The sequence below is a fragment of the Pseudomonas sp. EA_15y_Pfl1_P101 genome (assembly GCF_963970835.1).
Classification (GTDB): domain Bacteria; phylum Pseudomonadota; class Gammaproteobacteria; order Pseudomonadales; family Pseudomonadaceae; genus Aquipseudomonas; species Aquipseudomonas tritici.
This window is the reverse complement of sequence record NZ_CAXAPA010000011.1, coordinates 207,622-223,262: the sequence shown is the minus strand read 5'-3', so window position 1 is coordinate 223,262 and position 15,641 is coordinate 207,622. Positions and strand designations below refer to the sequence as shown.

Annotated in this window: 12 protein-coding genes; 10 read left to right on the top strand and 2 right to left on the bottom strand. The window is 53.0% G+C overall.

The annotated features are described in order from the left end of the window. Positions 1–161: 161 nt before the first annotated feature. The 6 genes from AACY36_RS19020 (at position 162) to AACY36_RS18995 (ending at position 5,513) form a co-directional block, all read left to right on the top strand. The gene (locus AACY36_RS19020) at positions 162–1,238 is read left to right on the top strand and encodes an ABC transporter substrate-binding protein (RefSeq protein WP_049709160.1); all 1,077 of its coding nucleotides are present in this window, start codon (positions 162–164) and stop codon (positions 1,236–1,238) included. Positions 1,239–1,417: 179 nt separating this feature from the next. After that, on the top strand, positions 1,418–2,224 hold the full coding sequence (locus AACY36_RS19015) for an alkaline phosphatase family protein (protein ID WP_339414617.1): 807 nt from the start codon (positions 1,418–1,420) through the stop codon (positions 2,222–2,224). Continuing rightward, on the top strand, positions 2,221–3,057 hold the full coding sequence (locus AACY36_RS19010) for an ABC transporter permease (RefSeq protein WP_445262853.1): 837 nt from the start codon (positions 2,221–2,223) through the stop codon (positions 3,055–3,057). Before AACY36_RS19015 ends, AACY36_RS19010 begins: the two co-directional genes overlap by 4 nt. Further along, complete coding sequence (locus AACY36_RS19005; protein WP_339414619.1) at positions 3,044–3,844, top strand: ABC transporter permease; 801 nt, start codon at positions 3,044–3,046, stop codon at positions 3,842–3,844. The genes AACY36_RS19010 and AACY36_RS19005 overlap by 14 nt, the downstream gene beginning before the upstream one ends. Beyond that, entirely contained in the window at positions 3,841–4,830 is a 990-nt protein-coding gene (locus tag AACY36_RS19000; RefSeq protein WP_339436692.1) for an ABC transporter ATP-binding protein, read from the top strand. Before AACY36_RS19005 ends, AACY36_RS19000 begins: the two co-directional genes overlap by 4 nt. 29 nt (positions 4,831–4,859) lie before the next feature. Further along, complete coding sequence (locus AACY36_RS18995) at positions 4,860–5,513, top strand: HAD family hydrolase (RefSeq protein ID WP_339414621.1); 654 nt, start codon at positions 4,860–4,862, stop codon at positions 5,511–5,513. A 130-nt stretch (positions 5,514–5,643) separates the two neighbouring features. Here the strand turns inward: AACY36_RS18995 and AACY36_RS18990 are convergent, their stop codons facing one another. Then, positions 5,644–6,606 carry a zinc-binding dehydrogenase gene (locus AACY36_RS18990; RefSeq protein ID WP_339414622.1) on the bottom strand — a complete coding sequence of 321 codons (963 nt, stop codon included), beginning with the start codon at positions 6,604–6,606 and terminating at the stop codon, positions 5,644–5,646. A gap of 138 nt (positions 6,607–6,744) precedes the next feature. Between AACY36_RS18990 and AACY36_RS18985 the strand changes: the two genes are divergently transcribed. From AACY36_RS18985 to AACY36_RS18970, 4 genes are all read left to right on the top strand, one after another. Continuing rightward, a complete protein-coding gene (locus AACY36_RS18985; RefSeq protein WP_339497423.1) occupies positions 6,745–8,826 on the top strand; it encodes a carboxy terminal-processing peptidase in 2,082 nt (693 codons plus the stop codon). Positions 8,827–8,944: 118 nt separating this feature from the next. After that, the gene (locus AACY36_RS18980; RefSeq protein WP_339497422.1) at positions 8,945–10,444 is read left to right on the top strand and encodes a GGDEF domain-containing protein; all 1,500 of its coding nucleotides are present in this window, start codon (positions 8,945–8,947) and stop codon (positions 10,442–10,444) included. A 283-nt stretch (positions 10,445–10,727) separates the two neighbouring features. Beyond that, positions 10,728–11,543 carry a Hachiman antiphage defense system protein HamA gene (locus AACY36_RS18975; RefSeq protein ID WP_339497420.1) on the top strand — a complete coding sequence of 272 codons (816 nt, stop codon included), beginning with the start codon at positions 10,728–10,730 and terminating at the stop codon, positions 11,541–11,543. Continuing rightward, the gene (locus AACY36_RS18970) at positions 11,533–14,682 is read left to right on the top strand and encodes a DEAD/DEAH box helicase (protein ID WP_339497419.1); all 3,150 of its coding nucleotides are present in this window, start codon (positions 11,533–11,535) and stop codon (positions 14,680–14,682) included. Before AACY36_RS18975 ends, AACY36_RS18970 begins: the two co-directional genes overlap by 11 nt. Positions 14,683–14,752: 70 nt before the next feature. Here AACY36_RS18970 and AACY36_RS18965 read toward each other — a convergent pair whose 3' ends face one another. Next, a complete protein-coding gene (locus AACY36_RS18965) occupies positions 14,753–15,580 on the bottom strand; it encodes a hypothetical protein (protein WP_339497418.1) in 828 nt (275 codons plus the stop codon). Positions 15,581–15,641 lie beyond the last annotated feature (61 nt).

The following is a 15,641-nucleotide window of genomic DNA, read 5'->3' as shown; positions in this document are numbered from 1 at the left end:
GTCTACGCTAAGCCTGCGCGCTGCGACATCTGCGCTTTGAAAACGACATCGAAATGAAACTGTCATCCATCGCGTCTAGATTGGCTCAGGTATTGCTCTGACCTAGACCAACAACACCGTAGAAAAAACCGCCGCGTTGAAAACGCCCAAAGGAGCTTCGGATGAAACAGCTTTTCCTGGCATCACTGTTAGGCTCGACCATTGCCATGTGCACCGCCGCAATGGCCGCTGATACCGATCTAAAAACTCTGGAAGCCGCCGCGAAAGCGGAAGGCGCCGTCAACAGCGTCGGCATGCCCGATGACTGGGCCAACTGGAAAGGCACCTGGGAAGACCTGGCCAAGACCTACGGCCTCAAGCACATCGACACCGACATGAGCTCGGCCCAGGAAATCGCCAAGTTCAAGGCCGAAAAAGACAACGCCAGTGCCGATATCGGCGACGTGGGCGCGGCCTTCGGCCCGATTGCGGTGAAGCAGGAAGTCACCCAGCCGTATAAACCGTCCACCTGGGCCCAGATTCCAGATTGGGCGAAAGACAAAGACGGTCACTGGGCCCTGGCCTACACCGGCACCATCGCGTTTATCGTCAACAAAAAGCTGCTGCACGGTTCCGAGGTGCCTACCAGTTGGGCTGACCTGCAGACCGGCAAATACAAAGTGTCCGTCGGTGACGTAAGCACCGCGGCCCAGGCCTCCAACGCGGTACTCGCCGCCGCCATCGCCAACAAAGGCGACGAGAAGAACATCGCCCCAGGCCTGCAATTTTTCACCAAAATAGCCCAGCAAGGCCGTCTCGGCCTCTCCAACCCGACCATCGCCACCATGGAAAAAGGCGAAGTCGAAGTGGGTATCGTCTGGGACTTCAACGGCCTCAGCTACAAGGCCAAGATGGCCAACCCGGATGACTACGTGGTGCTGATCCCATCGGACGGTTCGGTTAAATCCGGCTACACCACCATCATCAACAAATACGCCAAGCACCCGAACGCCGCCAAGCTGACTCGCGAATACATCTTCAGCGATGCCGGCCAGCTCAACCTGGCGAAAGGCAACGCACGTCCGATCCGCGCGGAAACCGACCTGAAGCTGCCAGCCGATATCGCCAAGAACCTGATCCCGGGCGAGCAGTACACCAAGGCCAACCCACAGCCGATCAAGGACGCGGATGCTTGGGAAGCGACTTCCAAGAAGCTGCCTCAGCTGTGGAACGAGCAGGTCATCGTAGAGATGAAGTAATCAGGCTCCCGGCCTGAAATGCAGTCAGTGTGGGAGCTGGCTTGCCTGCGATAGCGGTCTGACATTCAACATCTGTGTCGATTGATGCACCGCCATCGCAGGCAAGCCAGCTCCCACATTTTGACCCGGTTGCGCCAGAGAAATTGAGTCAAGCCTACTGTTGCGGAGCGCCAGCCCCCATGAAGCACAATGTCATCCTTGTGGTGCTCGACGGCCTGAACTTCGAGGTTGCCCGGCACGCCATGGGGCACTTGCAGGCCTATGTCGGCGCAGGACGCGCAGCCCTCTACAAACTGGAATGTGAACTGCCCGCCCTGTCCCGCCCGTTGTATGAATGCATCCTCAGCGGCGTGCCTCCGATCCAGAGCGGCATCGTGCACAACAATGTCTCGCGCCTGTCCACCCAGCGCAGCATTTTCCATTACGCCACCGACGCAGGCCTTACCACTGCGGCGGCGGCCTACCACTGGGTCAGCGAGTTGTATAACCGCACGCCCTTTATTGCCACCCGCGACCGTCATACCGACGACAAGGCGCTGGCGATCCAGCACGGGCATTTCTACTGGAATGACCACTACCCGGATTCCCACTTGTTCGCCGACGCCGAAAGCCTGCGCCTCAAACACACGCCGAATTTTTTGGTGGTTCACCCGATGAACATCGACGACGCCGGCCACAAGCACGGCCTCGACACCGCGCAATACCGCAACAGCGCACGCTCGGCCGACATCATCCTGGCTGATTACCTGCAAGCCTGGCTCGACGCCGGCTACCAGGTCCTGGTGACCGCCGACCACGGCATGAACAACGACCGCTCTCATAACGGCCTGTTGCCCGAAGAACGCGAAGTACCACTGTTTGTGCTCGGCGATGCGTTCAGCCTGGACACCACTGCCACGCCGAAACAAACCGACCTCTGCGGCACCGTCTGCGAACTGCTCGGCGTGCCCCACGACAAACCTGTATGCCGGGAGCTGTTGAAATGACCCGTGGCAAATGGCTGGCACTGCTGTGCCTGGTGCCTTTCGCACTGTTCTTTATCGTGTTCGAGATTGCCCCGCTCGTTTGGGTACTGATCAACAGCCTGCAGACCGAAGAAGCCGGCTGGAGCCTGGAAAACTTCGTACGCATCTTCAGCTCGAAGTTCTACCTGCAAGCCATTCAGTTCAGCCTGGAGATCAGCTTCTACTCCAGCATTTTCGGGATCATCATCGCCACGCTGGGCAGCTACTCGTTGCGCCGGGTGGATTCGCCGCTGCGCAATTTCGTCACCGCCTTCGCCAACATGACCAGCAACTTCGCCGGCGTGCCACTGGCGTTCGCGTTCATCATCCTGCTGGGCTTCAACGGCAGCATCACCATCATGCTCAAGCAGGCGGGGATCATTCAGGACTTCAACCTGTATTCCAAAACCGGGTTAATCATCCTCTATACCTACTTCCAGATTCCGCTCGGCGTGTTGCTGCTGTATCCGGCCTTCGACGCGCTGCGCGAAGACTGGCGTGAGTCGGCCGCCTTGCTCGGCGCGAATGGCTGGCAGTTCTGGCGGCATATCGGCCTGCCGGTGCTCACCCCTGCCCTGCTCGGTACGTTCGTGATTCTGCTGGCGAATGCCTTGGGCGCCTACGCCACTGTCTACGCATTGACTACCGGCAACTTCAACGTGCTGCCGATCCGCATCGCGGGCCTGGTGTCCGGCGATGTGTCCCTCGACCCGAACATGGCCAGCGCCCTGGCCGCGGTGCTGGTGGCGCTGATGACCGTGGTCACCGTGGTCCATCAACTGCTGCTCAAGAGGAGCTACCATGTCTCGCGCTGAAGCCGGCCCGGCCTCCCTCTACCATCGGGTAGTGGTGTGGTTGTTATTTGCGATCCTGGTGTTGCCGCTGGTGGGCACTTTTGTCTACTCCATTGCCAGCAGTTGGTCGGCGACCATTCTGCCCGCCGGTTTTACCCTGAAATGGTACGTGCAGCTGTGGAGCGACCCGCGCTTCTTGATAGCCTTTGGGCAATCGCTGCTGGTGTGCGTGGGGGCGCTGATCCTGTCGGTGGTGTTGATTCTGCCGCTGCTGTTCGTGGTGCATTACCACTTCCCCAAGCTTGATGCGCTGATGAACATCCTCATCCTGCTGCCCTTTGCGGTGCCACCGGTGGTGTCGTCGGTGGGCTTGCTGCAACTTTATGGCTCCGGGCCGCTGGCAATGGTCGGTACCCCGTGGATCCTGATCGGCTGCTACTTCACCGTAGCCTTGCCGTTCATGTACCGGGCGATCACCAACAACTTGCAAGCCATCAACCTGCGCGACCTGATGGACGCTTCACAATTACTCGGCGCCAGCACCTGGCAGGCCGCGATCTTTGTGGTGCTGCCGAATTTGCGCAAAGGCCTGATGGTCGCGCTGTTGCTGTCGTTTTCGTTCCTGTTCGGTGAGTTCGTGTTTGCCAACATCCTGGTGGGCACCCGCTACGAAACCCTGCAGGTGTACCTGAACAATATGCGCAACACCAGCGGCCACTTCACCAGTGCCGTCGTGATTTCCTATTTCTTCTTTGTGCTGGTGCTGACCTGGGCCGCCAACATCTTGAACAAGGACAAAAGCCAATGAGCTTCGTCAGCGTCCAACACCTGCAAAAAGGCTACGCCGGCACCCCGGTGTTCAGTGATATCAACTGCGAGATCGCCAAGGGTGAGTTCGTCACCCTGCTCGGCCCGTCCGGTTGCGGCAAGTCCACGCTGCTACGCTGCATCGCCGGCCTGACCTCGGTGGACAGAGGAAAAATTCTGCTGGATGGGCAGGACATCGTCCCGCTGAGCCCGCAGAAACGAAACATCGGCATGGTGTTCCAGAGCTATGCGTTGTTCCCCAACATGACCGTGGAACAAAACGTCGCCTTCGGCCTGCGCATGCAAAAGGTCAACGCCGACGACAGCCATAAGCGCGTGCAGGAAGTGCTGCAACTGGTGGAGCTCAAGGACCTCGCCGGCCGCTACCCGCACCAGATGTCCGGTGGCCAGTGCCAGCGCGTGGCGCTCGCACGTTCACTGGTTACCCGCCCGCGCCTGCTGCTGCTGGATGAGCCGCTGTCGGCGTTGGATGCACGCATTCGCAAGCACCTGCGCGAACAAATCCGCCAGATCCAGCGCGAGCTGGGGTTGACCACGATCTTCGTGACCCATGACCAGGAAGAAGCCCTGACCATGTCCGACCGCATCTTCCTGATGAACCAGGGCAAGATCGTGCAAAGCGGGGATGCCGAAACCCTCTACACAGCCCCCGTCGACGTGTTCGCCGCAGGTTTCATCGGCAACTACAACCTGCTGGACGCCGACAAGGCCACGCAATTGCTGCAACGCCCTTTCAACAGCCGCATCGCGATTCGCCCGGAGGCCATCGAGCTCAGCCGCACCGGCGAGCTGGATGCCCTGGTGCGCAGCCACAGCCTGCTGGGCAACGTGATTCGCTACCGCATCGAAGCGCGCGGCGTGGAATTGGTGGTGGACGTGCTCAACCGCTCGGCCGACGATCTGCACCCCGACGGGCAACGCCTGGCACTTACCATCGACCCAAGCGCCCTGTGTGAAGTAGCCTGATGCAACGTTTTATTGAGAGAGCATGACCGATGGCATTGGTAATTTTTGATCTGGACGACACGTTGATCCATGGCGACTGCGCCACCCTGTGGAGCGAGCAGATGGGCCGCCTGGGCTGGGTCGACCCTGAGTCGTTCATGCGCAAGAACAATGAACTGATGGACGCCTACAGCCAGGGCAAGTTGTTGATGGAAGACTTCATGGGCTTCAGCCTGGAACCGATGATCGGCCGCACGCCGGAGGAAATCGAGCATCTGGTGGAGCCGTGGGTCGAGGACGTGATCGAACCGTTGATCTACAGCGACGCCACCAAGACCATCGCCCGCCACCGTGCGAATGGCGACCGGATTCTAGTGATTTCCGCATCGGGCACGCATCTGGTTACGCCGATTGCGGCGCGGATCGGCATTGATGAAGTGCTGGGGATCAACCTTGACGTCAGCCATGGTGTGTACAGCGGACGGACGGTGGGTGTGCTGACGTATCGCGAGGGCAAGATCACCCGACTGATGGAGTGGCTTGAGCAGGAAGGCGAATCGCTGGAAGGCGCGTACTTCTATTCGGACTCGCGCAATGATTTGCCATTGCTGCTGAAGGTGGATCATCCGCAGGTGGTGAACCCGGATCCGGTGTTGCGTTCCCACGCGGAACAAGCTGGCTGGCCGATCCACCACTGGACCTGATTCAACAGAGATCAAAATGTGGGAGCGGGCTTGCTCGCGAAGGCGGTGTGTCAGATGAAACATTCTTCACAGATATCCCGCCTTCGCGAGCAAGCCCGCTCCCACGTTTGGACTGCACTCCAAATTGAGATCAGTTCAACGTTTCATCAATCACAACCACCAACTTCCCGGAAATCTGATTGGTCGCCAACTCGGCGAACGCCGCCTCGGCATCCCCGATCGGAAAGGTCTTGGCCAGTTGCGGGCTCAACCGCCCTTCAACAAACAACGGCCAAACATGCTGGCTCAGATCACTGAACAGGTCCGCCTTGAACTGATCACTGCGGCTTCGCAGGGTCGAGCCCAACAGTTGAATACGCTTGCCGAGCACCTGCGCCAAGTCCAACTGCGCGTCGCGCCCGCCCATCAATCCGATCAACACCCAGCGCCCATCCAGCGCCAGCAGCTTGAGGTCCAGGGCTGCATAGCTGCCACCGACCGGGTCGAGGATCACATCGAACGGCCCGAAATCCCGCAGGCCTTCGATCCCGTCAGTACGCACCACGCCGCCTTGGGCGCCCAATGCCTCACAGTAGGCCAAGCGTTCCGCCGAGCCGACGCTGACCCAGCACGGGCTGCCAAACGCCTTGCACAGCTGGATCGCCGCCGAGCCCACGCCACTGGCGCCGGCATGCAACAACACTTTCTCGCCCGGCTTGAGGCTGGCCAGTTGGAACAGATTGAGCCACGCCGTGCTGTACACCTCAGGCAACGCCGCCGCTTCGATCAGCGACAAGCCCTCCGGGACAGGCAGCACATGCCGCGCGTCCACCACCACCTCTTCGGCCATGCCACCCCCGGCCAGCAGCGCGCAAACGCGGTCGCCGACTTGCCAGGATGAACCCGCCCCCACTTCGCTGATCACCCCGGAACACTCCAGGCCCAGCACGTGGCTGGCGCCCGGCGGGGGCGGATAAAGCCCTGCGCGCTGCAATAAATCCGCGCGATTGAGGCCCGCTGCCGCCACGCGAATGCGAACTTGGCCTACATCGCAGGTAGGACTGGCTTCTTCCAACCACTCCACATGACCGTCAACGCCTTGCAATGCTTTCACAGTGCCTCCATAGTGAGTCTGGACTGAGCCCGTAGCTGTATCGCCGGGCTTTTTGCATTATGCGACCGGACCATATGGAACCGGCTCCCTCAAAGACGGCCTAATATGCGTTATCAATTGCCCCCGCGTCGAATCAGCATGAAGCATTTGTTCCCCAGAACCGCCCTCGCTCTTTTCATTGGTCTCGGCTTCGCGTCGATGTCGACCAATACGTTCGCAGCCAACAGCTGGGACAAACTTCAGCCGGATCGCGATGAGGTGATTGCCAGCCTTAACGTCGTCGAGTTGCTCAAGCGTCATCACTACAGCAAGCCGCCTCTGGACGACGCTCGTTCGGTGATCATCTATGAGAGCTACCTCAAGCTGCTGGATCCGTCGCGCAGCTACTTCCTGGCCAGCGATATCGCCGAGTTCGACAAGTGGAAGACGCAGTTCGACGACTTCCTCAAGAGCGGCGACCTGCAGCCCAGTTTCACCATCTACAAGCGTTACCTGGACCGCGTCAAAGCGCGTCTGGACTTCGCCCTGGGTGAGTTGAACAAAGGCGTCGACAAGCTCGACTTCACCCAGAAGGAAACCCTTCTGGTGGACCGCAAGGACGCCCCTTGGCTGACCAGCACCGCCGCGCTTGACGACCTGTGGCGCAAACGCGTCAAGGACGAAGTGCTGCGTTTGAAGATCGCAGGCAAAGAACCAAAGGCGATTCAAGAGCTGTTGACCAAGCGCTACAAGAATCAATTGGCGCGTCTGGACCAGACCCGTGCCGAAGATATCTTCCAGGCCTACATCAACACGTTCGCGATGTCCTACGACCCGCACACCAATTATCTGTCGCCAGATAACGCGGAAAATTTCGATATCAACATGAGTCTGTCGCTGGAGGGCATCGGTGCCGTCCTGCAAAGCGACAATGACCAGGTCAAGATCGTGCGTCTGGTGCCGGCAGGTCCGGCAGACAAGACCAAGCAGGTCGCCCCGGCTGACAAGATCATCGGTGTGGCCCAGGGCGACAAAGAGATGGTCGATGTGGTCGGCTGGCGCCTCGACGAAGTGGTCAAGCTGATCCGTGGGCCGAAAGGCAGCGTGGTGCGCCTGGAAGTGATTCCGCACACCAATGCACCAAACGACCAGACCAGCAAGATCGTGTCGATCACCCGTGAAGCGGTGAAGCTCGAAGACCAGGCCGTGCAGAAGAAAGTCCTCAACCTCAAGCAGGATGGCAAGGACTACAAGCTGGGCGTGATTGAAATCCCGGCCTTCTACCTGGACTTCAAGGCCTTCCGTGCTGGCGATCCGGACTACAAGTCCACCACCCGCGACGTTAAGAAAATCCTGACCGAGCTGCAGAAGGAAAAAGTCGACGGCGTGGTCATCGACCTGCGCAACAACGGCGGCGGCTCCCTGCAAGAAGCCACCGAGCTGACCAGCCTGTTTATCGACAAGGGCCCGACTGTGTTGGTACGCAACGCTGACGGCCGTGTCGACGTGCTTGAAGACGAGAACCCAGGCGCGTTCTACAAAGGCCCGATGGCATTGCTGGTCAATCGCCTCTCGGCGTCGGCCTCGGAGATTTTCGCCGGTGCCATGCAGGACTACCACCGCGCCTTGATCATCGGCGGCCAGACCTTCGGCAAAGGCACCGTGCAGACCATCCAGCCGCTGAACCATGGCGAACTGAAGCTCACGCTGGCCAAGTTCTACCGGGTTTCCGGGCAGAGCACCCAGCATCAGGGCGTACTGCCGGACATCGATTTCCCGTCGATCATCGACACCAAGGAAATCGGCGAAAGCGCCTTGCCGGAAGCCATGCAGTGGGACACCATCCGCCCTGCGATCAAGCCGGCGTTGGATCCGTTCAAGCCGTTCCTGGCGCAGTTGAAGGCTGACCACGACACCCGCTCCGCCAAGGATGCCGAGTTCGTGTTCATCCGCGACAAGCTGGGCCTGGCCAAGAAGCTGATGGAAGAAAAAACCGTCAGCCTGAACGAAGTGGACCGTCGCGCGCAGCACTCCGACATCGAGAACAAGCAGCTTGTACTGGAAAACATCCGCCGCAAGGCCAAGGGTGAAGATCCACTCAAGGAGCTTAAGAAAGAAGACGAAGATGCGCTGCCAGCCGAGGCTGACAAAACCAAGCCGGAAGATGACGCCTACCTGGCCGAGACTGGCAGGATCCTGCTGGACTACCTGAAGATCACCAAGCAGGTGGCCAAACAGTAAACGATGGCGATTTAATGTGATCGCTCCTCGGAGTGTCATCATATAGACATCATTCTGTCGTGAAATGAAGGACCGCAGGTTTTCAGCCTGCGGTCCTTTTTTTTCGATCGAGATCGCCATGACCATGACAGAACAGCTGAATGCACTGGGCTCTATCCTGGCTCAAGGCAGTGTGCACAGCCTGTTCCAACCGATCATCAGCCTGTCCGAACGGCGCATCCTCGGCTACGAAGCCCTCAGTCGCGGCCCGTCCAACAGCCCGCTGCACTCCCCCGTCGCCCTGTTCTCGATTGCCAGCCAGGCCGGGCGCCTCAGCGAACTGGAGATCGCGTGCCGCGAAAGTGCCTGCCGGCGCTTCAGCGAGCAGAAGTTACCGGGCAAGCTGTTCCTCAACGTATCGCCACAATCGCTGATGGAAACCGCGCACCAACCGGGACGCACCTTGCAACTGCTGCATGACTTCGGCATCCCACCGAGCCAGGTGGTGATCGAACTCACTGAGCAAACCCCCACCAACGATATCGACCTGCTGCAAACTGCCTTGCACCACTACCGCAACATGGGTTTCTCGATTGCCCTGGATGACTTGGGCGTTGGGTATTCCAGCCTGCGGCTGTGGTCGGAGTTGCGCCCGGATTACGTGAAGATCGACCGGCACTTCATCGACGGCATTCATCAGGATGCGCTCAAGCGCGAGTTTGTCGGTTCCATCCTGCAAATCGCCAGGGCTTCGCGCGCCCAAGTGATCGCCGAAGGCATCGAGCTGCCCGAGGAGCTGGCGGTGCTGACGGAGATGGGCGTCGACCTGGTCCAAGGCTACCTGCTCTGCCGCCCGCAGGAACAACCGCCGCAGGAAGCACGGCTGATGTTACCCAAGCCCGACAGTGCCAACGTGGCACTGAACGATGAAGCCAGTGACCTCAGCGCCTTGCTCAGTGAACAACCGGCGGTAGACCAGGACACCGCCACCGCCCAAGTGCTCGAAGCGTTTCGCCGCCAGGCCAACCTCAATTCCCTGGCCGTACTGGATGGGCGCGGGCACCCGATCGGCATCGTCCACCGGCATTCGCTGTCAGATGCGCTGCTCAAGCCGTTCGCCACCGACCTGTTTGCGCGCAAGCCCATCAGCCGCTTGATGAGTACCGACTTTCTGGCGGTGGAGCTGAGCCAGTCCCTGCAACAGGTCAGTCGCTTGCTCACCAGCCGCGCACGGCAACGCATCGAAGAAGACTTCATTATTACGCTCAATGGCGACTACTTGGGCCTGGGCCGAGTGATCGACGTACTCAAGCTGATCACCGAGCTGAAAATCCAGCAAGCGCGCTACGCCAACCCACTCACCCTATTACCGGGCAACGTGCCGATCCAGCAATGCCTCACGCGCTTGCTGCAACAACAGCGCGAATCGGTGATCTGCTACGTGGATATCGACAGTTTCAAGCCGTTCAACGACCTAAAGGGATTTCACTGTTTAAAATTTATCGACGTGCCTAGCCCTACGTCTACCCAAGACCGTGAGCAAGGGGCCATCGCGGATAGATCAACACAATTAAGGATCACGATAGATTTTCCTCCCACCTCATACACTGATGGTGATCCCTCTCCTGAAAAGAGGTAGATGACCGCGAGATAGTGCTTGCAGGCATATAGACATCACCACCCTCCCCTGAAAGCTGCCTTCCAAAATTTCTACGCTTCGCCATGATCAAAAAGCAACAATACAAGTGGCTAATCGACATCAGACAAAATTTAATATAGGGTGAGCTTAGATAAAATCTTAGGCTAGTAATGGAGTACTACATGCTTAAAAACACATCAAACATACCAGACCCTTTGTATTTTAAGCCGCATACTAATAATAAACATCGGCATCCATCAAAAAATTATAAGGCCAAATAAATATGGCCTTCCCATTGGGCTACCTTAATTGGCTCCAAGATACTGGTGCCGCACTAACAACTAAAGATGGAGTCCCTGTCCAAGTATTCGAACTATTACATACGACGGATAATGGCATACTCTCTGAATGGGCCAAGCACTTTAGAAATCAGTACTGTAGTGATTCAGATATCGACTTCCTAAGAGAAGCCACTGGGAAAAGCAGAACAGAATACTTAGATGACTTAAAGTTTCCAACTGAAAAAGGAGGATTCGGCCCCGGAACCAGATCCGGTGATTTTGCCGAAATACTTGTATCAGATTACCTAGAATACGTTTCAAACTATTGGGTTCCTCGAACAAGGTACGATAGAAAAACAATTAGGAACGAGTCGACTAAAGGCTCCGATGTTCTAGCATTCAAAATATTGTCCCAGACAGACTCCCCTAACGACTGCTTAGCAATGTATGAAGTCAAAGCTAAACTTTCCGGTAAAAAAGCAAATGCGAGACTTCAGGAAGCTATAAACCACTCAGGTAAAGATAATCTTAGAAAAGCGGAATCGCTCAATGCCATAAGGCAGCGATTCTATGAAGCGAAAAACATTCAAGATGCACAAAAAATTGGCCGCTTCCAAAATCCAGCTGACAGGCCTTATAAAGATATTTATGGAGCAGTAGCTCTCTACGAAAGTGTTATATACGACCCATTAGAAGCCTCTGTATCAGATACGTCTGAGCATCCTAATAAGAGTTCACTTTCGCTAATAATCATAAAAAGCAAAGACTTTATGACCCTAGTAAATAGCCTCTATAAGCGAGCAGCTGATGAAGCCTGAAAGAGCATCGCGTGTTTTACTGGGTGTAACTCGCTCAAAAGCCAAAATGTACGAATACAACATACCGACTGAGCACCACATTGAAACAAGTAGTGATCCTTCTCAATTACTAATACTCTCCATCGCAACACTTGGGGAAATCTGTTTAGCAATCAACTCGACAGATACACCTGCAGATAGGCTGACCGAATTAAAAACGGATCTTCAGTTTTCGGCACAATTCTTTGACTCATACCTTCAATCCAAGCTTGACGAAGAAATAGACCCCTATTTAATTTTACTTGCATCTGCATCATATTATTTATGCGACCTACCCGGTAGTTCATCTGTTCTTATTAAAAAACTGCCTCCAACATGCCCATATCTAGACGCATCTCACTTAGAAGATCTATTGCACTGGCTGCTAGTAGGCGATTTTTCCATATATTTTACGGACGCGAGAGAAAAATACAAATCTAATATTATCGCACTGTCCTACTCAATCCTGACCTACTACAGTACCGGAGAAGGCGTCTCTAAAATCGAAACCGAACTGTCCAAGCTTAAAGCTAAGGCTTATGACATAGGTTCAGATAGAGAGCTACTATTTGCAGACGTAATTTGTGCAATCACTAATTTTAGACTAAAAAATTCCTCTTGGAGCTTACTCCCTCGTTACTCCGGCTTAGCAAAAGAAATCTGGATGAGCTATCTTAAAAAGGATGGCTCAATAAAAGAACTCTGGCCATCCCAACGCCTACTAGGGGAGAAAGGGATATTTGAAGAGTCATCAGCAATCATTCAAATGCCTACAAGTGCAGGAAAAACCAAGTCAATCGAACTTATTATCCGTAGTGCATTTTTATCGGCGAGAGCAAATCTGGTAGTTGTTGTAGCCCCATTCAAAGCCCTTTGCCAAGAAATAAGAAGTGAACTCTCAAGAAGCTTCGACGGCGAGGTAGTCAGCATTGATGGTGTCTCCGACGTACCGCAAATGGACTTTGCTGAATTTGATCTAGATGGTTTTCTAGACCTTGATTTTAACTCATTAGAAACGGACAGCATATTAGTCCTTACGCCCGAAAAATTGATGTATATACTGCGTCAATCTCCAGAACTAGCAGAAAGTATTGGAGTTGTAATCTATGATGAGGGTCATCAATTCGACAGCGGCCCTAGAGGCGTTACTTATGAGCTTTTACTTTCCTCACTGAAATCTTTGATACCAAAAGAAGCTCAGACTATACTTATATCAGCAGTCATTAATAACTCACAAGCTATAGGCAGTTGGCTCAATGGCGAAGACGGAATAAACATCAACGGCACAGACATACTTTCAACTTACAGAACAGTAGCGTTTGCAAGTTGGAAAGATTCACTAGGCAGGCTTGAGTTCGTAGAACAAAACAACACTGATGAAAAAACTTTTTTCGTCCCACGAGTGATAGAAAAATATAAGCTTTCACGCAAACCGAGGGAGAGAACCGATAGATTTTTTCCTGACAAAGCAGATGGGAAAAGTATTTCGATGTTCCTAGGTTTAAAATTGGCATCTAATGGCAGTGTGGCTATATTTTGCGGTGTAAAAGCAGCCGTCTCAACCATTGCTAAAGTGGCAGTTGATATTTACTCGAGAAACCTATCTATCCCCAAACCAAGCGAATATTCAGATGAGGCCGAAGTCAAAAACTTACTAAACCTGCACACAATTCATTTGGGCATAGAGAGCGAAACGACGAAGTGCTCGAGTTTAGGCATTTACTCCCACAGTAGTAACACACCACAAGGTTTGAGAGTCGCAATAGAATATGCGATGCAGAAAAGCCTGATAAAATTTATTATTTGCACTTCTACACTCGCACAAGGAGTGAATCTGCCGATAAGGTATCTGCTCATAACGAGCATTTATCAAGCTGGAAAACCGATTAAAGTAAGAGATTTTCATAATTTAATCGGTAGGGCTGGTCGTTCAGGGATGTATACAGAAGGCAGCATAATTTTTGCCGACCCTGATATTTTTGATATGAAATCCTCTGACAAGGGACGCTGGAAATGGTCTGAGTTCAAAAAAATCCTTAACTTTGAAAATTCAGAACCTTGTACCAGCAGCATTTTGAACATATTAGAGCCTATTAAAAGCGTAGATGGAAAGCATCACTTCACCATCAGCCCCATAGATTATTTGAAAAACTATCTTAACTCTCCAAAAGTCTTCCTAGAACAATTAGCAGAAGCCGCTAAATTAAGGTCCGATTTAAAATTTACTATTGAAAGCGTCCTCGACCAAGCCGAACAGAAAGCGAATATCATAGCCTCGATAGAGGGATACTTACTGGCCCACTGGGATGATACAAAAGAAGTCTTTGGCGAAAACGGTGCTGTACATCTAGCTCAGCAAACATTGGCCTACAACCTGAGCAGCGAAGACGACAAAGAAACCATTCTGTCTATATTTGACATTATTGCGAAAAACATCGAAAACAATTGCCCTTTAGAAGTTGAAAGACGTGCATTTGGAAGAACACTCTTCGGTCTAACACAAGCTCAAGAAATAAAAGAATGGACAACATTTAATATTGTAGCACTCGAACAGTGCACTAGCGAGTCCGACGCATTAGACGTACTATGGCCGTTTATTTACTCTCAATCGAACAGCAAAGGAATCCATAAAATTGAGTCTCGCGATGACTTAAGGTCATTAGTGTCCGAATGGATAAAAGGGATTCCATACTACGCATTAAGGACTCATTTAGAAAAAGCAAACTCGAAGTTGATTTGGGGAACTCAGAGACGTGACATTACAAATGAGCACGTCATTGACGCTTGCGAATCTGGAATTGCGTATGATGGAACCTTACTAATAGGCTCTATAATCGAACTATTAAAACTCATAAAACCAGAAATCGATCAACAACTATTAGATAACTTATCGACATTACAGAAAAAACTTCGATACGGCTTACCCTCTATTGACGCGATTTTATTATACGAAATGGGCATCTCGGATCGTCACATTGCTCAGGTTTTATCGAGCGTTCTGGTCCAGTCCAATGATTCAATTAGCATTCGAATTAAAAACTCGGGAAAAGCTTTAACCAACTGCGTGAGCGACTTCCCATCATACTATCAAGATTTTATAAAAAGGACTCTTTCCAGCTGACCTGCCCAATACATCACCTAATGAGTAAATAGTGTCAGGCACTTTAGTGCCTGACGCCAGTATCACTACTTTATTTTTTACAATACTCAGTCCTAAATGAATACCCCTCCACACCTTCCTTTATAATTAAATAACGCCCATCCTCTCCCTTTATACCTCTTTCCTTCTCATCCAACGTACAGCTTGTAAATTTCTTACCCTCTAACAAGAACAATGAAAACGGCAATTGTTTATCCAAAAAACTATCATAGCCGCGAGCCCACTCCTGCCCCTCAGCCTTTATAAACCCAAAAAGCAATAAAAATGCAATGAAACGAGCAGCCAAAGTTGTCTTAGCAAGATAATTGCTAAAAATACTTCCGACAAAACTAAAGCATGGATTTTGAGCAAAATCCTTACCGATTACCAAAAACATAAAAATTATCGGAAGAAACACAAAACTCATAGTCATTAAAAAAACTGAAATACCCCACGCGAACAATGGAATCATTATCACCGTTAGTATCGCCTTCGTATATACAACTGATATGAAGTCTGCCTTCGTCACTATATTTATAGCATTCTCCGACAGTCCAAGGGCGATATTAGAAAGCAGGAAGTAGGCTATTAGCAAAAACGCCTTCCCTAAAGTGGTCCCCCAAATTTTCTTATAAACCATGATAAGATCAGAAGTAACCCCGAGCCCCAACATCAGCATTATAAAATACAAAATATTAAGACCACTATCAAATCCGGCAAGCCGAATTACAATCACACTAAGTGCGATAGAGTAACCAAAAGCATATAGTTTTTGGCTCCTCGATGCTGTTGAGCAAAATACAGAGTTTTTATCCAGAAGCCACTTGGCGAAACGCTGAAGGCGAGTCAGTTTGAGATTGCAATCCTGCGTACTATTCAATTTTCAGTTCCATCCAAATTTTCATTGCCGCATTATCTTGAGCAGCGTCATAGAGACCTAA

What these genes read in the sequence shown, in the direction of transcription:
- AACY36_RS19020 (WP_049709160.1), top strand. Translation starts at nt 162, where the DNA reads ATGAAACAGCTTTTCCTGGCATCACTGTTAGGCTCGACCATTGCCATG.
- AACY36_RS19015 (WP_339414617.1), top strand. Translation starts at nt 1,418, where the DNA reads ATGAAGCACAATGTCATCCTTGTGGTGCTCGACGGCCTGAACTTCGAG.
- AACY36_RS19010 (WP_445262853.1), top strand. Translation starts at nt 2,221, where the DNA reads ATGACCCGTGGCAAATGGCTGGCACTGCTGTGCCTGGTGCCTTTCGCA.
- AACY36_RS19005 (WP_339414619.1), top strand. Translation starts at nt 3,044, where the DNA reads ATGTCTCGCGCTGAAGCCGGCCCGGCCTCCCTCTACCATCGGGTAGTG.
- AACY36_RS19000 (WP_339436692.1), top strand. Translation starts at nt 3,841, where the DNA reads ATGAGCTTCGTCAGCGTCCAACACCTGCAAAAAGGCTACGCCGGCACC.
- AACY36_RS18995 (WP_339414621.1), top strand. Translation starts at nt 4,860, where the DNA reads ATGGCATTGGTAATTTTTGATCTGGACGACACGTTGATCCATGGCGAC.
- AACY36_RS18985 (WP_339497423.1), top strand. Translation starts at nt 6,745, where the DNA reads ATGAAGCATTTGTTCCCCAGAACCGCCCTCGCTCTTTTCATTGGTCTC.
- AACY36_RS18980 (WP_339497422.1), top strand. Translation starts at nt 8,945, where the DNA reads ATGACCATGACAGAACAGCTGAATGCACTGGGCTCTATCCTGGCTCAA.
- AACY36_RS18975 (WP_339497420.1), top strand. Translation starts at nt 10,728, where the DNA reads ATGGCCTTCCCATTGGGCTACCTTAATTGGCTCCAAGATACTGGTGCC.
- AACY36_RS18970 (WP_339497419.1), top strand. Translation starts at nt 11,533, where the DNA reads ATGAAGCCTGAAAGAGCATCGCGTGTTTTACTGGGTGTAACTCGCTCA.